Consider the following 21319-nt stretch of genomic DNA (forward strand, 5'->3'; position numbering starts at 1 on the left):
AATCGCCTATTTGTCAGAAGTTGGCGGAGGATAAGCGAAATTATCAGACAAATAGATAGCAACCGACTACTTGCCGGCGCCGGCAGCCTTTTTCTCGCCGATGCGGCTCTCCTTGCCCGCGATGAGCTTGGAGATGTTCGCGCGATGCCGCCAGAACAGCAGCACGCTCATGGCGAGGATGGCGAGCGCGACAATGCGCGGGCCGAACATGAACACGTAGTAAAGCGGCGCGAACACGGCGGCCGCCAACGCCGCGAGCGACGAATAGCGCGTGAAGAACGCGACGATGAGCCAGGTGGCGAGCGTGGCGACGCCGAGGATCGGATTCACGGCGAGCAACACGCCGGCCGCGGTGGCGACGCCCTTGCCGCCCTTGAAGCGGAAGAACACCGGGTACAGGTGGCCGAGGAACACGGCGATCGCGGCGAGCGCGACGGCTGTGTCGCCGAGACCGTAGCCCGGGCCGAAGCGCACGACGAGCCAGACGGCCAGCCAGCCCTTGAACGCGTCGCCGATCAGCGTGAGGATCGCGGCCTGCTTGTTGCCGCTGCGCAGCACGTTGGTCGCGCCGGGATTGCCGGAGCCGTAGGAGCGGGGATCGTCGAGGCCCATGAAGGCGCTCACGATCACGGCAAACGAAACCGAGCCGATCAGATAGGCAAGAACGGCGACGAACAGGTTGTACATGCACGAAACCCGGAGGAAGTGGAACGATGCGCGCCGGGCCGAAGTGATGATCGTCACCGCCCGGCAACGCGCGACGGCGCTCATTCTACCGAAGCGCGGGCACGCCCTGCCCGCGCCGACGGCACAACCGCGCACAAACCAGGGTAAATCAGGGAAGCAACGGGAACAGGCGGGAGGACGGTGAGCGAACGCCGCGCGTTAGTCGACGCTTGCGCACTGCACCGGCTTCGCGTTCAGGAGCGTCGTGAGCACCGTGGGAGCGAGGCTCACGAGATAACCGCGCCGGCCGCCGTTGAGCCAGATCTCGTCGAGTTCGAGTATGGTCGATTCGACATACACGGGCATGACTTTCTTCGTGCCGAAGGGCGAGGTGCCGCCCACCAGATAGCCCGAATGACGGTTCGCGACTTCGGGCTTGCACGGCTCGATGCGCTTCGCGCCGATCTGCCGCGCGAGATTCTTGGTCGACACCTTGCGGTCGCCGTGCATGAGGACGATGAGCGGCTTCGCGTGCTCGTCCTCCATCACGAGCGTCTTGACGACGCGATGCTCGTCCACGCCGAGCTGGCGCGCGGACTCTTCCGTGCCGCCATGCTCGACATACTCATAGGGATGCTCGCCGAACGCGACGCCCGCGCGGCGCAGCATCTGCGTGGCGGGCGTTTCGGACACATGTTTCGTTTTGCTCATCGGCGCATTGTAATCGGTGGACTCGCAAGGGCCGCACCGCCAGGTTTGCGAGGATCACCCGCGCGGATGATGCTTCGCGTGCAAGAGACGCAGCCGCTCGCGCGCCACGTGCGTATAGATCTGCGTCGTGGAGATGTCGCTGTGGCCGAGCAAAAGCTGCACGACCCGCAGGTCCGCGCCGTGATTGAGCAGGTGCGTGGCGAACGCGTGGCGCATCGTGTGCGGCGAGAGCGGCGCGTGCACGCCCGCCGCCGCCGCGTGGCGCTTGATGATGTGCCAGAACTGCTGGCGCGTCATGCCTTCGGCGCGCGCGGTCACGAAGAGCGCGTCGGTCGTGCGCGCGCCGAGCAACGCCGGCCGCGCCTCGCGCAGGTAGCGCTCGATCCACGCGTGCGCCTCTTCGCCGAACGGAATGAGCCGCTCCTTGGAGCCCTTGCCGAGCACGCGCACCACGCCTTCGTTCATGCCCACCTCGACGGTCTTGAGCGTGACGAGTTCGGTCACGCGCAGGCCGCTCGCGTACATCAGCTCGAGCATCGTGCGATCGCGCAGGCCAAGCGGCGTCTCGACATCGGGGGCGCCGAGCAGCGCCTCGACCTGCGCCTCGCTCAGCGTGGACGGAAAACGCGGCGCCTGCTTCGCCGAGCGGATGCGCACGGTCGGGTCCGAGTGCACGCGCTGCTCGCGCAGCGCCCAGCCGTAGTAGCGGCGAAACACCGAAAGGCGCCGGTTCGCCGAAGTCGATTTGTCGTCCTTGCGGCGCGCGCTGTAGGCGAGCAAATCGTCTTCGTGGGTCGTGTCGAGCGCGTTGGAGCGCTCGCGCGCGAGCCACTGCGCAAAGAGGCGCAAATCGCGCCGGTAGGCGTCGAGCGTGTTGCGCGAGAGGCCGTGTTCGAGCCACATGGCGTCGCAAAACGTGTCGATGGCGGTGAGGCTCGTGGCAAGCGCTTCGGCCGCGGCGGGGTCGAGCGCGTGTTCCGCTTCGTCGGCGGCATCGCTTACGGCAAGCGGCGGCGGATTCGTCGTCATCGTCATCGTGTCAGCGCAGTTGAAATCGGTTCGACGTGCATTCGTGAGCGAGCAGCCAGCGCTTCACGTCGCGAAAGAACCCTTCGCCGCCGTGATGCGCGAAACCGCCGAGACCGCTCGCCGACACCACGCGATGACACGGAATCACGAGCGGAAACGGATTGTCGCCGCACGCCTGGCCCACGGCGCGCGGGCTGAGGCCGCCAATACGCTTCGCGAGTTCGCCGTAGGTGAGGACTTCGCCTGCCTCGATTGCGCAGATGCCATCCCACACACGCCGCTGGAATTCGGTGCCAAGCGGGGCGAGCGGCAGGTCGAAGCCGGCGTCGGCGTTTTCGAAATACTGCGCGATCTGTTCGGCCGCGCGCGCGGCGAGTTCGCAATCGGGCTCGACGCTCGCCGTGTGACCCGGCAGATAGACGATCTCGCGCAGCGCCGGCCCGACGGTTCGGATGCCGACCTTGCCGAATGGCGCGTCGATCACTGCGTTGAACATCGTCGTCTCCTGTCGATTCGGAGTTAGCGCTTCAGCGCTTGCGCCGATCCCATGCAAAGCCGTGCGCGAACGTTGCACGCCATGGTGCCGCGATGGGCGCGCGATTTCCAGTGCGCCGTCGTTCAGTGTCATGTCCATGTCAGCCTCTGCCTTTTCCGCTCCCATCACGCTGCCTCCAGCGCCCAAAGCACATGCTCGCGCACGATTGCCGACTCGTCATGCTCGCGCTCGCGCAGCGCCTTCACGATCGCGGCGCGCGCGGCGTCGCGCTCGCTATCCGCGCCTTCATGCTGCGGCGCGCGCAGCGCATTGCCCATCGCCACCGCGAGATTGCGCGACCAGCTTTCATAGCCGATGCGCCGTATCGCGCTGCCCTGCATGCGTTCGTCGAACTGCGCCGCGCTCCATGCGAACAGATCGACGAGACTCGCTCGATCGAGCCCATGACGCACGTCGAAATCGGCGACGGGCGCCGCCTGCGCGAACTTGTTCCACGGGCACACGAGCTGGCAGTCGTCGCAGCCATACACACGATTGCCGATCAGCTCGCGCAGTTCCAGGGGAATGCTGCCCTTCAATTCGATCGTCAGATAGGAGATGCAACGGCGCGCGTCCACGCGATACGGCCCGGTGATCGCACCCGTGGGGCACGCGTCGATGCAGCGCGTGCAACTGCCGCAATGCGCGCCCGGCGTTTCCGGTGCGGCGCTGGCCGGGTCGTCTGCGTCGGTGGGCAGCGGCACGTCCACGTAGATCTCGCCGAGAAAGAAGAGCGAGCCCGCGTCGCGCTGCAGGAGCAGCGTGTGCTTGCCGCGCCAGCCCACGCCGGCCTTCTGCGCGAGTTCGACTTCGAGCACGGGCGCGGAGTCGGTAAACACGCGAAAACCGAACGGGCCAATCTCGGCCTCGATGCGTTCGGCAAGCTGCTGCAGCCGCGCGCGCAACACCTTGTGATAGTCGCGCCCGCGTGCGTAGATCGACACGACGGCGGCATACGGGTCGGCGAGCCGCGCGTGCTCGCGCAGTCGCCAGTCGGCGTGAATGCTCTCGTGGGCAACGTTCGTGCCAACTTGGGCGCCAGCGTCCTCGCTGCGATGCGAGCTGCCTTGCGAAGCACTTTCGCGCGTCTTTCCCGCCGCATTCGGCGCGAGCGTATCGAGGGGCAAATAGGCCATGCGTGCGGTGATCACGCGTCGCGTGCCGGCCACAAGGTCGGCTGGCCGCGCGCGTTTCATCCCATGTTTGGCCATATAATCCATCTCGCCGTGGCAGCCTGCTTCGAGCCACGCGGCGAGGCCCGCCTCGGCATGGGAAAGGTCGGTGTCACTGATACCGATCGCACCGAACCCCAGCTCGCGCCCCCACGTCCGGATGCGCGCCGCGAGCGCGGCGAGCGCCGCCTCATCGAGCAGCGTGGCCGGCTCGCCGGCCGGCGCAGACAAATCTCGCGCCGCCTGTGCCTGAGCACATGCCTGAGCGGACGTTGGGTCGAGCGCCTCCGAAGACGCGCGCGCATCCTGCGCGGAGTTCGAAGGGGAATGCGTGGGGTTCATTACGTCATTTTACGAGAATGCCCGACACGCCCGGTCACGACCACTCGCCGTTTTCGCTTGATCCCTCCGCCGACGTTCTCCTCGAGCGCCGTTTCGATCTCGCCGATGCCGACGCCACCGACGCCTTCGGCGCACGCTTTGCGCATGCGCTCGATTCGTTGCGCGCAAATACTGCACAAAGCGCCGCACAAAACGGCGCGCAAGATCCCAACGCACCGCCCTTTCATGGCCTGCACGTGCAGCTGCACGGCGACCTCGGCGCGGGCAAGACCTCGCTCGTGCGCGCCACGCTGCGCGCGCTCGGCCACACGGGCCGTGTGCGCAGCCCCACCTACACGCTCGTCGAACCGTACGCGGTCGCCACGCCGAATGGGGAACTCCAGCTCTATCACTTCGATCTGTACCGTTTCAGCGATCCGGCCGAATGGGCCGACTCGGGCTTTCGCGAATATTTTGCGCAAGGTGCGGTGTGTCTCGTCGAATGGCCGCAACGCGCGGGCGGCCTGCTTGGCGTACCCGATCTCGTGTTTTCGCTCGAGCCCGATGCAAGCGGCGAAGGCCGCGTGCTCACCGCGTACGCATACAGCGCATCAGGAAAGGCATGTCTAGAAAGATGTTAATCAAACCGTTCCGCTCGATCGAATCGGCCGCCACCGCCACGCACAACTGGCGTCGCCGGCAGATTCTGAAGGCGGGCGCCTCCACGCTCGTGCTCGGCCTTGCCGTGCCGCGTCTTGCGTGGGCGACTTCGGTCGTTGGCGTGCGTGTGTGGCCCGCGCGCGACTACACGCGCGTCACGATCGAATCGGACCAGCCGCTGCAGAACACACAGCAACTGCTGCAAGGCCCCGATCGTCTCGTCGTCGACCTCACCGGGCTCGATCTCGACGACGCGCTCAAGAACCTCGTCTCCAAGATCACGCCGAACGATCCGCAGATCCAGGCCGTGCGCGTGGGCCAGTACCAGCCGCACGTCGTGCGCATGGTGTTCGACCTCAAGGGGTCGGTCAAGCCGCAGGTGTTCGCGCTGCAGCCGGTGGGCTCGTACAAGTACCGGCTCGTGTTCGACCTCTATCCGGCGGTCGCGCCCGACCCGCTGATGGACCTGCTGGCCCAGACCGAGCGCAAGCAGCAACAGCTCGACGCGCACCAGGCGATGAAGGACAGCGCGCCGCCCTCCACGCTCGCGGGTCCCAATGCAGGAATCAGCGCACCGCCCGCGCACGACAACAGCGACGCGTTTTTCGAGCGCTACGCGCAGAGCGACTCGGGCGCCTCGCCGGGCGCGCCGCGTCCCGCGCCGCCGATCCCGCCTGCCACCGTTGTACCGCGTGCGGGCAAGCCTGCCGTGCCGAAGCCGCCCGTCGTCGCCCAGCGCAACAACAACGACGACAGCGCCAGCGCCGACGACAACTACGGCTTCACCGCGCCGAAGTCGACCAAGGGCGGCACCACGCGCCTGTTGACCGTCGCGATCGATCCGGGCCACGGCGGCGAGGACCCGGGCGCGATCGGCAGCGCGGGCACCTACGAAAAGCACGTGGCGCTCGACATCGCGAAGAAGCTGCGCGCGAAGATCGATGCCCAGCCCAACATGCGCGCGATGATGACGCGCGACGCCGACTTCTTCGTGCCGCTGAACGTGCGCGTGCAGAAGGCGCGCCGCGTGGGCGCGGACCTTTTCGTCTCGATTCATGCCGACGCGTTCACGACGCCCGCGGCGCGCGGCTCATCGGTGTTCGCGCTCTCGGAGCACGGCGCGACGAGCGCCGCGGCGCGCTGGATGGCGAACAAGGAGAACTCGTCGGACCAGATCGGCGGCATCAGCGTGCAAACAGCCGACGCCGCCGTGAACCGCGCGCTCTTCGACATGTCGACCACGGCGCAGATCCGCGACTCGCTGCGTTACGGCGGCTTCGTGCTCGACGAGGTCGGCGAGATCAACAAGCTGCACAAGGGCTCGGTCGAGCAGGCGGGCTTCGCGGTGCTCAAGGCGCCCGACATTCCGTCGATCCTCGTGGAGACGGCCTTCATCAGCAATCCCGAAGAAGAGTCGAGGCTCAACGACGACGCCTATCGCGACAAGATGGCGAACGCGATTCTCAAGGGCATCAAGCGCTATTTCGCGGCCAATCCGCCCCTTGCGAAAGGCCGTATGACCTGAGGCTCAGGCCCGCAAGCCGGGCCTCCTGTGCATCCAGGCAAGCGCCGCGCACGCCTTCGGGCTCGCGCGGCGCTTTCATTTGTAGCGGGAAATTTGCAGCGGGAAGACTACGAGCGCGCGGCCCCAATGCGCTGCTTGACCCAGCCTCCGAACACGTTCACAGCGAGCCCCCCCATCACGAGCACGGCGCCGCCGATCTCGGCCGCGCTCAACTGCTCGCCGAGCAGCAGCGACGCCGAGGCGAGCCCGACGATCGGCACGAGCAGCGAAAACGGCGCCACCTGGCTTGCGGGATACTTCGAGAGCAAGCGGCTCCAGAGGCTATAGCCGATGAGCGTCGCGACAAACGCGAGATAGACGATCGCGCCCACCGAAGTCATGCCGATGCCCGAGAGCGCGGCCACGATGCGCTGCGGACCTTCCATCCAGTACGAGAGCGCGAGAAACGGCAGCGGCGGCACGAGGCTCGCCCACACCACGAGGCCGACGAGATCCACCTTGCCCACCTTCTTCGTGACGATATTGCCGAGCGCCCACATGCATGCCGCGCACAGCGTGAGCACGAAACCGGCGATCGTCATGCCTTGTGCCCCGCCCGCCATCGACTGCACGCCGATCAGCGCGAGGCCGCCCGCGGCGATCAACAAGCCGACCACGTTCTGCGCGTGAAAGCGCTCATGCAGAAACACCGCCGCAAAGCCGAGCGTGAAGAACGCCTGCGCCTGCAGCACGACCGAAGCGAGGCCCGCGGGCATGCCCACGTACATGGCGGTGAAAAGGAACGCGAACTGACCGAGCGAGATGGTCGCGCCGTAGGCCAGCAGCCAGCGCAGCGGCATTTGCGGGCGCTTCACGAACAGCACGGCGGGAAAAGCCGCCAGCATGAAGCGCAGCGCGCCGAGCAGGAGCGGCGGCACGCCGTGCAGCCCCACCTTGATCACGACGAAATTCACGCCCCACGCGAGCACCACCACCAGCGCGAGCAACAAGTCCTTCGGCGACATCCCCTTTCTCCTGTTTTGCGTCATACCTTTTCTTCGAAGCGGCGATCTTACCCCCTCGCGCCCCCTCGCGCCGTGCCGCCAGCGCCACGCCCATGCGTTAGCCGCACGCCGGGAACACCGGCGTTAGAATGAGCGCCAGCCTCGCGCGCGGCCTGTCCCGCGCGCCGATTTCGCCCACCAGCTGGCCCAACACGGGCACCGTACGACTCATCCAGGAAGCATCATGTCCTCATCGATCAAAGCGGTTCTCAAGCCTCATCAACGCGACATCGGCAATCTCTATGTGCGGCGCGTGCTGCCCGCGCTCGCCGCACGCCTCGTCGGCCCGTTCATCTTCTTCGACCACATGGGCCCCGCCACGCTCGCTCCGGGCTCGGGCGTCGATGTGCGCCCGCATCCGCATATCGGGCTCGCCACGGTCACCTACCTGTTCGACGGCGCGCTCATGCATCGCGACAGCATCGGTTCGAGCCAGAAGATCGTGCCCGGCGACGTGAACTGGATGACGGCCGGACGCGGCATCGTCCACTCCGAGCGCACGCCCGACGAGGACCGCGCCACCGGCCTCACCATGCACGGCATCCAGACCTGGGTGGCGCTGCCGCTCGATCACGAAGACACCGAGCCGTCGTTCTTCCATCACGCCGCCGCCACACTGCCCGAAATCGAGCGCAACGGCGTGACGATGCGCGTGATCGCCGGCACGGCGTTCGGCGCGACCGCGCCGGTCGAGACTTTCTCCGGCACGCTTTACGTCGCCGCAGATTTCGCGCCGGGCAGCGCAATCGCGCTCGACGCGGAGCACGAAGAGCGCGGCGTCTATCTCGTGGAAGGCGATCTCGCGATCGACGGCACGCCGCTCGAACAGCACAGCATGGCCGTGCTGGTGCCAGGCGAAACCGTCACGCTCTCGAGCACGAATGGCGCCCGCGTGATGCTGCTCGGCGGGGAAAAGCTCGAAGGCGAGCGCTTTATCGAATGGAACTTCGTCGCAAGCTCGCGTGAGAAGATCGAAGCCGCGAAAGAAGCATGGACGCGCCAGGAAATGGGGCATGTTCCCGGCGAAACGGAATGGATTCCGCTGCCGGAAAAGAAGCCGCGCTGAGGCTCCGCTAAGGCTCCCGCTGGGGCCCAACACGGCTCGCCGCGTACAGAGGACGATTGAAACCTGCACGTTTCGTCCCCAACTAGCGGCATAACGGATTTCTCAACGAGGATGCAATGGACACCACTCTCGCCACTTTCGAAAAAGACGTGATCGAAGCGTCGGCGCTCGCGCCGGTGCTGGTCGACTTCTGGGCGCCCTGGTGCGGCCCTTGCAAGAGCCTCGGCCCGATGCTCGAAAAGCTCGAGGCCGACTATGCGGGCAAATGGAAGCTCGTGAAGGTGAACGTCGACGAAAACCAGGAGCTTGCCGCGCATTTCGGCGTGCGCAGCATTCCGCACGTCGTGGCATTCGCCGACCGCCAGGCGGTGGATCAGTTCGTTGGCGTGCTGCCCGAAGGCCAGCTGCGCCAGTTCCTCGACGGCCTGATCCCCGACGGCGCCGACGCCGCGCGCCGCGCCGCGCAGGAAGCACTGGCCGAAGGCCGCCGCGACGAAGCCTATGAAGCGCTGCAGGCCGCGCTCGCGTTCGATCCGGGCAACGACGAAGTGCGCATGGACCTGATCGAGATGCTGCTCGCCGACAACCGCGCCGACGAAGCGCAAAAGGAAGTCGAGCTGCTTTCGCCCAAGACCACGCAGGGTATCGACGCGCGCTTCAACGCGCTCAAGACGCGCCTCGATGCGCTCGACGCCGCCGCCGACCTGCCGCCCACCGACGCGCTCGAAGCCCAGGTCGCCGCCAACCCCGCCGACCTCGAAGCGCGCTTCGATCTGGCGAATGCGCTGATTGCCCGGCGCAAGTATGCGGGCGCGCTCGAGCATCTGCTGGAGATCGTGAAGCGCGACCGCGCGTTCCGCGACGACGCGGGCCGCAAGACCATGCTTTCCGTGTTCGATCTCGCGGCGCATCAGCCGCAGCTCGTAAGCGAGTGGCGGCGCAAGTTGAGCGCAACGCTGAACTGATCTCGCGCAGGGCGAGGACGCCCCGTGCGTCCTCGCACGACGTTCAGTCAGCTATGCCTGAACACGACCGTACTGGTCATCGAAGCGCACGATGTCGTCCTCTCCGAGATAGCAGCCCGACTGCACCTCGATGATCTCGAGCGCCGTCTTGCCGGGGTTCTCGAGCCGGTGGGTCATGCCGAGCGGAATATAGGTCGATTCGTTCTCTGAGAGCAGGAGCACCTCGTCGCCGCGTGTGACGCGGGCCGTACCGCGCACCACGGTCCAGTGCTCGGCGCGGTGGTGATGCATCTGCAGCGAGAGCCGACCACCCGGCTTCACGACAATGCGCTTGACCTGGAAGCGCTCGCCCTGATCGACCGAGTCGTACCAGCCCCACGGGCGCTCCACGCGCCGGTGCTGGCGCGCCACCTCGCTATGCTGCGCCTTGAGCTTCGCGACCACCGACTTGACGTCCTGAACGCGCTCTTTCGCGACAACGAGCACGGCGTCCGCCGTTTCGACCACCACCATGCCTCGCACGCCCACGCAGGCAACGAGCCGGCCGTCCGAATGCACGAAGGTATCCGTCGCATCCTCGAATAGCACGCGCCCGCGCGCGACGTTACCATTCTCATCCTTCTCCGAGACCTGCCACAGGGCATCCCACGCCCCGACGTCCGACCAGCCGGAGCGAAGCGGCACGACCACGCCCGCGAGCCGCGCATTCACGCCGACCGACTCCATCACCGCGTAATCGATCGAATCGGATGGACAGGCGGCGAGCGCGTCGCGGTTCAAGTGGACGGTGCCGTCGGCGTCGACGGCGGCGCTTTCAAATGCCGCCGAGCACTGCGCCGCAATGAGCGGCCGGCTATGCGCGATCGCCGCGAGCCAGACCGATGCGCGCACAACGAAAATCCCACTGTTCCATAGATAGTTGCCCGAGGCCACATAGCTCGCCGCGCGCTGCGCATCGGGCTTCTCGACAAAATGCTCGATGCTGCGCGCCCCGCTGCTGCCAAGCGGCAATCCCGCGCCGATGTAGCCATAGCCCGTTTCGGCACGTTGCGGCGGCACGCCGAGCGTGACGATGGCGCCACGCGCCGCATGCGTCACGGCTTCTTCGAGCGCGGCAGCGAACGCGGCGCCATCGGCGATCAGATGGTCTGCGGGCATTGCAACGAGCACGGGATCGCCGTCGCGGCTCGCGGCAAGGGCCACCGCCGTCAGTGCGGGCGCCGTGTTGCGTGCGAGCGGCTCCAGCACGAAGCGTGCTGCCATGCCACTGCGTCCGAGACGATCAGCGGTCAGATGGCGCAGGTCCTCGCTGCTCACGACGAACGGCGCAGCCTTGCGAACCGCAGTGTGCGATTCAGGCAGTGAGACGGCGCTGCGCAGAAACACGCCGTCGAGGCGCCGCACGGTCGCCTCTAGCAGCGACTCGCCATCGAGCAGATCGATCAGCTGCTTGGGACAGTATTCGCGCGAAAGCGGCCATAGCCGCGTGCCGGAACCGCCCGCCAGCACCACGGGCTGAACGACTAGCTCGGCTTCGCCTTCGTTGGCGGCGGCCATCAGGCCCGCAGATGTCACGTCATTGTTCATCTGGATCACTCCCCCGTAGCAATGCGCCTGGTCTCGTATGTATTCGCGTACGGGTGACATTTGAACAAGACACGCCGCGCGAATCTGTACGCGCAGCCACATTGATCGCCGGGGCCATCACGAAATTTTTCGGCGAGACGCAGGCGCAGCCGTCGTTATGTGCGGCAGCGCACGAAGCACAAAGATGGCTGCGCGACGTGATGTTTCACATCCGAACGTTTTTGCGAGAGTGTCAGTGCAGCACCAACAGAGTTGAATCAAAACCGCTTCGCTTCAGAGGCCGGTGCACAACGCCCTCCAGGCCTTGGCTCAACGATGTTTCAAGGAGGACTCATTTCCGTCCAGCCGCATACAGAACGACAATATCAAAATAAATCAATGAGTTAGCGACAATAAACTTCTGTTGATTGGCAAGTGGCGCCGCACGGATGCTGTACAGAACTGAAACAATAATGCGGCAATTGGTCGTCCCGGAAATTGCTCGCACCGCGCGAACCCGCAAGCGTTCTCACTTTTGCCGCTGCTGGCACAACCCCTGCTAAGTAGAGTTCGCCACCGAGGCGTAGATGCCGACAATCGAGATCGGAAAGCGCTATGGGGCTCATGGGGCCGGCGCAACGAACGTATAGCCGTACGGGTAACGGCGATAACAACAAGTTCGGAGACCGGAGTCAGAAAAAACAGGGGGCGGCACGCCGCTTCACGCGAGGACCAATCATGTTGACCCTTCAATCTGATCTGCACGGCAATCATCTGCTGGGCGCACTTCCGTCGCACGAGTGGCAGGCGCTCGCGCCCCACCTCGAACTTGTTCAGCTGCGCACTGAACAACTGCTCTGCGATTGTGGCCAGCGTATTCATCACGTGTACTTTCCGACGACGGCAGTCATCTCGATGCTCTCGACAATGGAGGATGGCAGCTCCGTCGAAATTGCAGCCGTGGGCCGCGAAGGCATGACCGGTGTGCCGGTGCTGACGGGGGGCGAAACCATGCCGAACCGCGTGCAGGTGCAAAGCTCTGGCTTCGCTTACCGTATTAGCGCACAGGCGCTCAAGCAGCAGTTCGCGCGCTCAGACCTCCTGCGCCGCGTCACGCTGCTTTACATGCATGCACTCCTCACGCAAGTCGCGCAGACGGCCGCGTGCAACCGTCACCACTCGCTCAGCAAGCAGCTGTGCCGGTGGCTGCTGATCGAAGTGGATCGCGTCGACTCGTACGATCTGAGCGTCACGCAACAACTGATCGCCGACATGCTCGGCGTGCGCCGCGAAGGCATCACCGAAGCGGCCGGCAAGCTGCACGACGAAGGCCTGATCCATCACAGCCGCGGCAAGATCCGCGTGCTGGACCGTGAGCGCCTCGAAGCGCGCGCCTGCGAGTGCTATGGTCTCGTACGCCGCGAGTTCGATCGTCTGCTGCCGCGCCTGCACGAGGCGGAAGCCGTCGAATAAGGCGGCCTACTCGCGGCTCGTTCGCTTTCCAGGGCTACAAAAAAAGCGTGCCTCACGAGGCACGCTTTCTTGCATTCGGGCGGCCCGGATTCAACGCCCGTTGGCCTGATGCGCCAACGTTCGCAGCACGTACGAAGCCGCTGCAAAGCCAAAGCTCGCCGTCACGCACACGCTCGAACCGAAACCCGCGCAGTTCAGCCCCACCGGACCGTGATGCCCCGGCGACGTGGTCACGTGCTCGGCCTCGGCGTCGATATCGCACACGGCGGCTTCGGGATAGATGAGCGGTTCGTCCGAATACACGGCGCTCACCTTGAACTTCGCCTTCGGACCGCGCGGAAAGCCGTGCTGCTTGCGCAACTGGCCGCGCACCTTGGACAGCAGCGGGTCCTGGATCGTGAGCGCGAGATCGTCGATGCGAATCCGCGTGGGGTCGAGCTGCCCGCCCGCGCCGCCCACCGTGATGAGCGGCACGCGGTGTTCGACGCACCAGGCGATCAGTGCGGTCTTGGTGCGCACGCTGTCGATGGCGTCGATCACGTAGTCGAAGCCGCCGCCCAGCAGCTCGGCGAAGTTCGACGGCTCGACGAAATCCTCGACGAGACGCACGTCGCAGGCCGGGTCGATGAGCTTGATGCGCTCGGCCATGGCCTCGACCTTCGGCTTGCCGTAGTTGCCGTCGAGCGCGTGGATCTGGCGGTTGGTGTTGCTCTCGGCCACGTTGTCGAGGTCGATCAGCGTGAGCTTGCCGATCGCGCTGCGCGCGAGCGCTTCGGCGGCCCATGAGCCCACGCCGCCAATGCCGATCACGGCAACGTGGGCGCGCTCGAACGCGTCGAGCGCGGGTGCGCCATAAAGCCGCGCGATTCCGCCGAATCGGCGGGCGCGGTCGGCAACATCGTCGGCAGGGCTCGCGGTAAGATCGACGGAGCCGGCGGCAGGGGAAATCGGGGTACTGGACATGACGGTAGGCAAACGTAAGCGGACCTCGGACCGGTCACACGCTGCTGTCGCGGTCCTCGCAAGACCCGTATTTTGCCTGATCGCGCCAAACGAGGCCGCGTGCCCCTTGCTTGCCCACCTGTTCGATAGACTTCTCCGCTTTGAAGCGTTTGCATAAAAAATGACATCCCTCGCCGATCTCCGCAAGACTTACTCGCTCGGCTCGCTCGACGCCGCCGACGTCGAGCCCGATCCGATCCGCCAGTTCCAGACCTGGTTCGCCCAGGCGCTCGACGCGAAGCTGCCCGAGCCCAACGCCATGACGGTCGCCACGGTCGACGCGCAAGGCCGCCCGGCCGCCCGCATCCTGCTCATCAAGGGCGTGGACGAGCGCGGCTTCGTGTTCTTCACGAACTACGAGAGCCGCAAGGGCCGCGAACTGAGCGCGAATCCGCATGCGGCGCTGCTCTTTCACTGGATCGAGCTGGAGCGCCAGGTGCGCATCGAGGGCACGGTCGAACTCACGAGCGCCGAGGAAAGCGACGCCTACTTCAACTCGCGCCCGCTCGGCTCGCGCATTGGCGCGTGGGCCTCGGAGCAGAGCACGGTGATCGCGAACCGCGAGACGCTCGAAGCACGCGAGCGCGAAATCGTCGCGCAGTACGGCGACGCGCCGCCGCGCCCGCCGCATTGGGGCGGCTACCGGCTCGTGCCGGAAGCGATCGAGTTCTGGCAGGGCCGGCCGTCGCGGCTGCACGACCGTATCCGCTACACGCGTGAGCGCGCGAGTGCTCCGTGGACGATCGAGCGCCTCGCCCCCTGATCTCATGTGCGCGGCGTGCTGCACTCGCGCCGCGCCCACCTTGTTTTCGTCTCACCGCTTTAGCTTCGCGTCATTCAGTTCCTCGCTGCCGACATACATCAAGCATCGCAATTCGCTTTTGTCATTGGGCTTCAATCGTTCATCTGACAGGGAGAGAAACGCATGTTCTGGGAGAAAAAACTCGCACAGTGGGCAGAAGAAGTGCGCAGCAAGGCCAACCTGCCCGCCCGCCTCGTGCTCTGGAGCGGGCAGCAATACGACTTCGGCCACTTCACCGCGCCTCGGGTCACGCTCAAGGTCAATAGCGCTTCTGCTCTGCCGCTCCTGCTCACGCCGAGCCTCGACAATCTCGGCGAGGCCTACGTGAAGGGCAAGATCGACATCGAAGGCAAGCTCGCCGACATCATCAACATTAGCTACTCGCTCGCACGCAACACCGTCACGAGCGCCGGCAAGCTCGCGCGCGTGCGCCGCTATTTCACGCATTCGAAGTCCACGGACAAACAGGCGATCCAGTACCACTACGACGTCTCGAACGAGTTCTACAAGCTCTGGCTCGACGAGAACATGGTCTATTCGTGCGCCTACTTCGAGAACGGCGATGAAGACCTCGCGACCGCCCAGCTCAAGAAAATCGACCACATCCTCACCAAGATCCAGGTGCAGGAAGGCCAGACGCTGCTCGATATCGGCTGCGGATGGGGCGCGCTCGTGCTGCGCGCGGCGCAGAAGTTCGGCGCGCGCTGCGTGGGCGTGACGCTCTCGCAGAACCAGTTCGATCTCGCCACCGCGCGCGTGAAGGCCGCGGGTCTGGAAAAGCGCATCGAGATCCGGCTGCAGGACTATCGCGATGTGCAGGGCCAGTTCGACCGCATCACGAGCGTGGGGATGTTCGAGCACGTCGGGCGCAAGAATCTGCCGGGCTATTTCCGCAAGGTCCACGACCTGCTCGCCGACGACGGCGTCGCCATGAATCACGGCATTACTTCGTCGGACGCCGACTCGGGCGAAACGGCGCTCGGCGCCGGCGAGTTCATCGACCGCTACGTGTTCCCCGACGGCGAGCTGCCGCACATCGGCCTCGCGCTCGAAGCGGCGCAGCGCGGCGGCCTCGAAGCGGTTGACGTGGAGAGCTTGCGCCGTCACTATGCGCACACGCTCGATTTGTGGGCGGAGAATTTCGAGGCGCGCGCCGAGGAAGCGAAACAGCTCGTCGACGACGAGAAGTTCCGCATCTGGCGCGTTTATCTGGCGGGTTGCGCGTACGCGTTCGAGCACGACGACGTGTCGATCTTCCAGATCGTCTGCCGCAAGGCCGGCCGCAGCGCGACAACGCTGCCGTGGTCGCGCCGGTATATGTACGAGAAGCCGCTCTGACGCGGGCGGCGGCGCGGTTCGCCGCGCCGCCGGCGCATCGACTGTCCCCGCAGTTGCGCCCGACTCAGGCGGCTTCGCCCCACGACCGCCATCAAGACGCCACTGCATGAACGATCGCGACGACGGCCACGACCTGTTTGGCGACATGAAGATTGGGTCGGCCAACGAACCCGGACTCGACGCCGCACGCCCGGCTGCGCGCCCGGTCGCACGCCACAACACGCCGAAAGCCGAAGCCCGCGCCGAGCCGCAACCCGACTTGTTCGGCTTTTCGGCGCCGGTGCCTGCGCCAAAGCCCGCCGCGAAATCCGCGAGCCAGCGCCCCGCCCGCGCCACGCGCGACGACGACGCCGCAGTCGAAGCGCGCGATGAAGGCGAGCCGCGCCCTAAACCTCTGAAGAAGCCTGCGCCCAGCAGCGACGCCCCCAAGCGCCGCGGCCACGGCGTGCTGCCCGCCGTGGCCACGCAAGACACGCTCGACGTCGCCGCCGCGCTGCCCGCGAGCGTGCGGCTCGGCACCTCGTCGTGGTCGTTTCCCGGCTGGCGCGGCATTGTCTACGGCGAGGACTACAGCCAGTCCAAGCTCGCCCGCGACGGCCTCTCGGCATACGGCGCGCATCCGCTGCTGCGCTCGGTCAGCATCGACCGCTCGTTTTACGCGCCGCTCACCGTCACCGATTACCTGCGCTACGCGCAGCAGGTGCCGGACCACTTCCGCTTCATCGTCAAGGCGCCGGCGCTCGTCACCGACGCCAGTGTGCGCGGCGAACGTGGCGAGCCCGTCTCGGCGAACCCGTGCTTTCTCAATGCGGAGCTGGCTGCGCGCGAATTCGTCGAGCCGTGCCTCGCAGGGCTTGGCAGCAAGGCAGGCGCGCTCGTGTTCCAGTTCCCGCCGCTGCCCGATCAGCTGCTGGCCGACCCGGCGGTGTTCGTCGAACGGCTGACCGCCTTCCTCGCCGCGCTGCCGCCCCTGCCCAAACCACCCGAGCCCTGCGCAGCCGGCGACGGTCCCTGCTACGCCGTCGAGATTCGCGACGCGATCCTGCTCACGCCGCGCTTCGTGCGCACGCTGCGCGCCGCGGGCGTGCGCTACTGCGTGGGCCTGCACGCCCGCATGCCGGACCCGCTGCGCCAGGCCGCCGCGCTCGCGCTGATGGACGGTGAAGCGCCGGCCGGCCCGCTGATCGTGCGCTGGAGCCTGCATAGCGGCTTCAAGTACGAACAGGCGAAGGCGCGCTACGAGCCGTTCGACAAGCTGGTGGACGAAGACCCGCACACGCGCGTTACGCTCGCGGAACTCGCCGCACGCTACGCGATGGCGGGCCAGCCCGTGCTGATCACGACGAACAATAAGGCGGAAGGATCGGCACCGCTCACGTGCGCGAAGCTCGCGCGGGCGATTGCGGAAGAGATGGAACGCTTACGCGGGGAAATGGCGCCGGAAGCCGCGCACGACGCGACGCCGGACGACGCATCGCCCGGCGCGCAGGAAGAAGAACAAAACGAAAACTGACGCGCGCGGCATCGAAACCTCGGTATCGAAACCTCGCGCGCCAGCTCGCGCTTATTCCGGCTTGAGCCGGTGCGCGAACTTCTGGCGGAATTTCGCGACCTTCGGCGCGACCACGAACGAGCAATAGCCCTGGTTCGGGTGTTGCGCGAAGTAGTTCTGGTGGTACGCCTCGGCGGGGAAATAGTTGCCGTCGAGCGGCAGCACCTGGGTGACGATCTTGCCGTCGTACACGCCCTCGGCGGCCAGTTCGCGAATCGCCTGCTCGGCCGTTTCGCGCTGCGCCTCGGAGTGCGTGAAGATCACCGAGCGGTATTGCGTGCCCACGTCGTTGCCTTGGCGGTTCAGCTGCGTGGGATCGTGAATCGCGAAAAAGATGTCGAGAATCTCACGATAGCTGATCTTCGCGGGATCGAAGTCCACCTTCACGACCTCGGCGTGACCGGTCTCGCCGTCGCAGACCTGCTCGTAGCTCGGGTTCGCCGCGTGGCCGCCCGCGTAGCCCGACTCCACGGCATTGACGCCCTCCACGCGCAGATACACCGCCTCCAGGCACCAGAAGCATCCGCCGCCCAGGGTGGCCGTTTCGACTGTCTGACTCATGCTGTTCGCTCCTTTGATCGTGATTGCGGACGCGGTTACGGGCCTCGCCTCGGACACCACAGCGCGGTGCCCCGCGCGACCCGCCATCCGCCGCTTCCGCTAAAATTGTGACAATTCGCCGAATTTCCACATGACGTTGATCCCGATTTCTGCTCCCGCCGCCGCGCGCGCGGCCCGTGAAGGCCTGCCCCGATGACCCGCCGCGCCAGCCCGCCCAACTTCGACGACGGCGCATTTCGCCGCGCGCTTGGCCAGTTCGCCACCGGCGTGACCGTGATCACGACGCGCGCGCCCGACGGCACGCTCATCGGCATTACGGCCAGCTCGTTCAACTCGGTCTCGCTCAATCCGCCGCTCGTGCTGTGGAGTCTCGCCACGCGCTCGGCTTCCATGCCCGTGTTCCGCTCGAACAGCCATTATGTGATCAATGTGCTCGCCGCGTCGCAGCTCGACCTGTGCAAGCGTTTTGCGACCGTGAAGGGCGACCGCTTCGAGGGTGTCTCGCACGCGGCCAGCGACACCGGCATGCCCGTGCTGGACGGCGCGATCGCGTGGTTCGAGTGCCACAACCGCAGCCGCTACGACGAAGGCGACCACGTGATTTTCGTCGGAGAAGTGGAGCGCTGCGGCGTGCGCGAGGACGGCACCGACGCTTCGCCGCTCGTGTTCCACGGCGGCGCGTTCCACCGGCTCCAGTCGCTCTGAAATATCCGATAAGGCGCTGAGCGCGCCTTGTCGCGCCTTGTCGCGCCTTGTTGTTTTACGCCGGCGCGCTCTTGGGCTCGCGCTGCGCGATCAGGTCCACCGGCACGCCCACTTCCACCTTGAGCGTCGTGAGCACGATGTTCGAGCGTATGTCCATCACCCCCGGCGCCTTGTACAGCTTGTTGAGCACGAAGTCCGAGTAGTGCTTGAGGTTGTGCGCGAGCACGCGCAGCAGGTAGTGCGTCTCGCCCGTCACCACATACGCCCCCACCACCTCCGGCCAGTCGCGCAGCGCCGTGACGAAACGCTCGTGCCAGCTCTCCTGGTCGTTGCGCATCGACACCTGCACGAAAGCCTCCATCTCGAAGCCGAGAATCTCCCGGTTCAGACTCGCGCGGTAACGCTCCACCACGCCCTGCTCCTCGAGCAGCCGCAAACGGCGCAGGCATGCCGATGGCGAGAGCGAAATGCGCTCCGCAAGGTCGAGATTGCTGATCCGCCCCTCGTTCTGTAGCACGGCGAGAATACGGCAATCGGTAGCATCAAGCGAGATTGCGTTCATATTTGGTCTCCATTCCCGTCTTAAGACAAATTATGTGCCAACAACGGGAGTTTGCGGCGTTTTTTTCGCAAGCACATTTCGCGCAGGGTTGCCTATCATTCGAAGCATCAGGAGAGACATCGTCACCGACATGACGCAGATCAAAGACATTTCCCCTCAGATTCGCCCCGAAACGCCCGTCTGGCCCGGCGATACGCCTGTGAGCGTCGAGCGCGTCTGGCGCATGGAGGCGGGCTCGCCGGTCAACGTCGCGCGCGTGACGCTGTCGCCGCACACCGGCGCGCACACCGACGCCCCGCTGCACTACGACGCCGAAGGCGCGCCGATCGGCGAAGTACCGCTCGACACGTATATCGGTGCGTGCCGCGTGATTCATTGCGTGGGCGCAGCGCCCCTCGTGCTGCCTGAACACGTGGAAGCCGCGCTGCCCGGCATCCCGCCGCGCGTGCTGCTGCGCACCTATGCGCACGCGCCGCAGGACCACTGGGACAGCAAGTTTTGCGCCGTCGCGCCGGAAACGATCGATCTGCTGGCCGCGCACGGCGTGCGTCTCATCGGCATCGACACGCCTTCGCTCGACCCGCAGGAATCGAAGACGATGGACGCGCATCACCGCATCCGCGCGCATGGCATGGCGATCCTCGAAGGCATCGTGCTCGACGACGTCACGCCCGGCGACTACGAACTGATCGCACTGCCGCTGAAGTTTGCGACGCTCGACGCAAGCCCCGTGCGCGCCGTGCTGCGCGCGTTGCCTTGAGCCGCCGCCGACCCAACCCCCGCTAAACCCGCCACATCACGAAACGCAGACATGAACGACCGCAACGAAGCCCTGGCAGCCGATCGCGCCGATCCGCTCGCCGCCCTGCGCGAGCAATTCACGCTCGCGGCCGGCACCATCTATCTCGACGGCAACTCGCTCGGCGTGCCGCCCTCGGCCTCGGCCGCGCGCGCGCAGGCCGTGATCGGCGGCGAATGGGGCGAAGGCCTCATCCGCAGCTGGAACACGGCGGGCTGGTTCGCCATGCCCAAGCGCCTTGGCAACAAGCTCGCGAAGCTGATCGGCGCGGCCGATGACGAAGTCGTCGTCACCGACACCATCTCGATCAATCTCTTCAAGGCGCTTTCCGCCGCGCTGCGCGTGCAGAACGCGCGCGACCCGAAGCGCCGTGTGATCGTGTCGGAGCGCTCGAACTTCCCGAGCGACCTGTACATCGCGCAAGGGCTCATCGAGCAGCTTGACCGCGGCTATGAACTGCGCCTCGTCGACGATCCTTCCGAGCTGCGCGCCGCCATCCGCGAAGACGTGGCGGTGGCAATGATCACGCACGTGAACTACCGCACGGGCGAGATGCACGACATGCGCGCGCTCACCGAGCATATTCACGCACAAGGCGCGCTCGCACTGTGGGATCTCGCGCATTCGGCGGGCGCGGTGCCCGTCGACCTGAACGGCGCGAACGCCGACTACGCCGTGGGCTGCACCTACAAGTACCTGAACGGCGGCCCCGGCTCGCCCGGCTTCGTGTGGGTGCCCAGGCGCCACCAGAGCGCGTTCTCGCAGCCGCTTTCGGGCTGGTGGGGGCATAAGTCGCCGTTCGAGATGAACCCCGTGTACCGCCCCGACGACGGCATCGCCCGCTACCTCTGCGGCACGCAGCCGATCATTTCGATGGCGCTCGTCGAATGCGGTCTCGACGTGTTCCTGCAAACCGACATGCAGGCCATTCGACGCAAGTCGCTCGCGCTCACGGACCGCTTCATCGAACTGGTCGAGACGCGCTGCAAGGAATACGGCCTCACGCTCGTCACGCCGCGCGCTCATACGCAGCGCGGCTCGCACGTGAGCTTCGAGCATCCGCACGGCTATGAGGTGATGCAGGCGTTGATCGCGCGCGGCGTGATCGGCGATTATCGCGAGCCGCGCGTGCTGCGCTTCGGCTTCACGCCGCTGTATCTGCGTTACGTCGATGTGTGGGACGCCGTGGAAACGCTGCGCGATGTGCTCGCCACCGAAGCCTGGCGCAAGCCCGAATTCGCCGAGCGCGGCGCGGTGACCTGAGGA

At 66.0% G+C, this 21319-nt stretch carries 21 protein-coding genes; 11 read left to right on the top strand and 10 right to left on the bottom strand.

Translation table 11 applies throughout. The features are described 5' to 3' along the window. Window positions 1–66: 66 nt before the first annotated feature. From plsY to queG, 5 genes are all read right to left on the bottom strand, one after another. Window positions 67–687: a glycerol-3-phosphate 1-O-acyltransferase PlsY gene (gene plsY, locus U5A52_RS05730; protein ID WP_321934506.1), complete on the bottom strand. Its 621-nt coding sequence runs from the start codon at window positions 685–687 to the stop codon at window positions 67–69. Between the two features lie 198 nt (window positions 688–885). Further along, window positions 886–1377, bottom strand: a complete 492-nt coding sequence (gene ybaK / locus U5A52_RS05735; protein ID WP_321934233.1) for a Cys-tRNA(Pro) deacylase — start codon at window positions 1375–1377, stop codon at window positions 886–888. 54 nt (window positions 1378–1431) lie between these two features. Beyond that, the gene (xerD, locus tag U5A52_RS05740) at window positions 1432–2406 is read right to left on the bottom strand and encodes a site-specific tyrosine recombinase XerD (protein ID WP_321913083.1); all 975 of its coding nucleotides are present in this window, start codon (window positions 2404–2406) and stop codon (window positions 1432–1434) included. Window positions 2407–2416: 10 nt separating this feature from the next. Next, window positions 2417–2902 (bottom strand): methylated-DNA--[protein]-cysteine S-methyltransferase, encoded by a 486-nt coding sequence (locus U5A52_RS05745; protein ID WP_321913084.1) that lies wholly within the window; start codon window positions 2900–2902, stop codon window positions 2417–2419. A 164-nt stretch (window positions 2903–3066) separates the two neighbouring features. Next, window positions 3067–4344 carry a tRNA epoxyqueuosine(34) reductase QueG gene (queG, locus tag U5A52_RS05750; RefSeq protein ID WP_321934234.1) on the bottom strand — a complete coding sequence of 426 codons (1278 nt, stop codon included), beginning with the start codon at window positions 4342–4344 and terminating at the stop codon, window positions 3067–3069. Window positions 4345–4472: 128 nt separating this feature from the next. Here queG and tsaE point away from each other — a divergent pair, with 128 nt between their 5' ends. Next, the gene (tsaE, locus tag U5A52_RS05755; protein WP_321934235.1) at window positions 4473–5075 is read left to right on the top strand and encodes a tRNA (adenosine(37)-N6)-threonylcarbamoyltransferase complex ATPase subunit type 1 TsaE; all 603 of its coding nucleotides are present in this window, start codon (window positions 4473–4475) and stop codon (window positions 5073–5075) included. Next, window positions 5057–6619 carry an N-acetylmuramoyl-L-alanine amidase gene (locus tag U5A52_RS05760; protein WP_321934236.1) on the top strand — a complete coding sequence of 521 codons (1563 nt, stop codon included), beginning with the start codon at window positions 5057–5059 and terminating at the stop codon, window positions 6617–6619. The genes tsaE and U5A52_RS05760 overlap by 19 nt, the downstream gene beginning before the upstream one ends. 107 nt (window positions 6620–6726) lie before the next feature. Here U5A52_RS05760 and U5A52_RS05765 read toward each other — a convergent pair whose 3' ends face one another. Beyond that, the gene (locus tag U5A52_RS05765; RefSeq protein WP_321913088.1) at window positions 6727–7623 is read right to left on the bottom strand and encodes an EamA family transporter; all 897 of its coding nucleotides are present in this window, start codon (window positions 7621–7623) and stop codon (window positions 6727–6729) included. Between the two features lie 223 nt (window positions 7624–7846). Between U5A52_RS05765 and U5A52_RS05770 the strand changes: the two genes are divergently transcribed. Further along, a complete protein-coding gene (locus U5A52_RS05770) occupies window positions 7847–8728 on the top strand; it encodes a pirin family protein (RefSeq protein WP_321934237.1) in 882 nt (293 codons plus the stop codon). A gap of 116 nt (window positions 8729–8844) precedes the next feature. After that, a complete protein-coding gene (gene trxA / locus U5A52_RS05775) occupies window positions 8845–9693 on the top strand; it encodes a thioredoxin (RefSeq protein WP_321934238.1) in 849 nt (282 codons plus the stop codon). 51 nt (window positions 9694–9744) lie between these two features. Here the strand turns inward: trxA and U5A52_RS05780 are convergent, their stop codons facing one another. Continuing rightward, a complete protein-coding gene (locus tag U5A52_RS05780; RefSeq protein WP_415765725.1) occupies window positions 9745–11280 on the bottom strand; it encodes a mannose-1-phosphate guanylyltransferase/mannose-6-phosphate isomerase in 1536 nt (511 codons plus the stop codon). 717 nt (window positions 11281–11997) lie between these two features. On the opposite strand from U5A52_RS05780, the gene U5A52_RS05785 reads away from it, so the two are divergent. After that, on the top strand, window positions 11998–12732 hold the full coding sequence (locus tag U5A52_RS05785; protein WP_321913091.1) for a Crp/Fnr family transcriptional regulator: 735 nt from the start codon (window positions 11998–12000) through the stop codon (window positions 12730–12732). A gap of 90 nt (window positions 12733–12822) precedes the next feature. Here U5A52_RS05785 and tcdA read toward each other — a convergent pair whose 3' ends face one another. Beyond that, entirely contained in the window at window positions 12823–13695 is an 873-nt protein-coding gene (gene tcdA, locus U5A52_RS05790; RefSeq protein ID WP_321913092.1) for a tRNA cyclic N6-threonylcarbamoyladenosine(37) synthase TcdA, read from the bottom strand. Window positions 13696–13855: 160 nt separating this feature from the next. Between tcdA and pdxH the strand changes: the two genes are divergently transcribed. From pdxH to U5A52_RS05805, 3 genes are all read left to right on the top strand, one after another. Further along, window positions 13856–14497, top strand: a complete 642-nt coding sequence (pdxH, locus tag U5A52_RS05795; protein WP_321913093.1) for a pyridoxamine 5'-phosphate oxidase — start codon at window positions 13856–13858, stop codon at window positions 14495–14497. Between the two features lie 162 nt (window positions 14498–14659). Further along, window positions 14660–15874 (top strand): cyclopropane-fatty-acyl-phospholipid synthase family protein, encoded by a 1215-nt coding sequence (locus tag U5A52_RS05800; protein WP_321934239.1) that lies wholly within the window; start codon window positions 14660–14662, stop codon window positions 15872–15874. A 145-nt stretch (window positions 15875–16019) separates the two neighbouring features. Then, window positions 16020–17387 carry a DUF72 domain-containing protein gene (locus tag U5A52_RS05805; RefSeq protein WP_415773660.1) on the top strand — a complete coding sequence of 456 codons (1368 nt, stop codon included), beginning with the start codon at window positions 16020–16022 and terminating at the stop codon, window positions 17385–17387. Between the two features lie 51 nt (window positions 17388–17438). Here U5A52_RS05805 and msrA read toward each other — a convergent pair whose 3' ends face one another. Next, window positions 17439–17987: a peptide-methionine (S)-S-oxide reductase MsrA gene (gene msrA / locus U5A52_RS05810; RefSeq protein ID WP_321913096.1), complete on the bottom strand. Its 549-nt coding sequence runs from the start codon at window positions 17985–17987 to the stop codon at window positions 17439–17441. Window positions 17988–18179: 192 nt separating this feature from the next. On the opposite strand from msrA, the gene U5A52_RS05815 reads away from it, so the two are divergent. After that, the gene (locus U5A52_RS05815; RefSeq protein WP_321913097.1) at window positions 18180–18692 is read left to right on the top strand and encodes a flavin reductase family protein; all 513 of its coding nucleotides are present in this window, start codon (window positions 18180–18182) and stop codon (window positions 18690–18692) included. Between the two features lie 55 nt (window positions 18693–18747). Here the strand turns inward: U5A52_RS05815 and U5A52_RS05820 are convergent, their stop codons facing one another. Further along, on the bottom strand, window positions 18748–19254 hold the full coding sequence (locus U5A52_RS05820; RefSeq protein ID WP_028202039.1) for an Lrp/AsnC family transcriptional regulator: 507 nt from the start codon (window positions 19252–19254) through the stop codon (window positions 18748–18750). A gap of 130 nt (window positions 19255–19384) precedes the next feature. On the opposite strand from U5A52_RS05820, the gene kynB reads away from it, so the two are divergent. Both kynB and kynU read left to right on the top strand, forming a co-directional pair. Then, entirely contained in the window at window positions 19385–20014 is a 630-nt protein-coding gene (gene kynB, locus U5A52_RS05825; RefSeq protein ID WP_321934241.1) for an arylformamidase, read from the top strand. Between the two features lie 51 nt (window positions 20015–20065). Then, window positions 20066–21316 carry a kynureninase gene (gene kynU / locus U5A52_RS05830; RefSeq protein ID WP_321934242.1) on the top strand — a complete coding sequence of 417 codons (1251 nt, stop codon included), beginning with the start codon at window positions 20066–20068 and terminating at the stop codon, window positions 21314–21316. Window positions 21317–21319: the final 3 nt, after the last annotated feature.

Source organism: Paraburkholderia sp. J8-2, from assembly GCF_905220195.1.
In the GTDB taxonomy this organism is placed as follows: Bacteria; Pseudomonadota; Gammaproteobacteria; order Burkholderiales; family Burkholderiaceae; genus Paraburkholderia.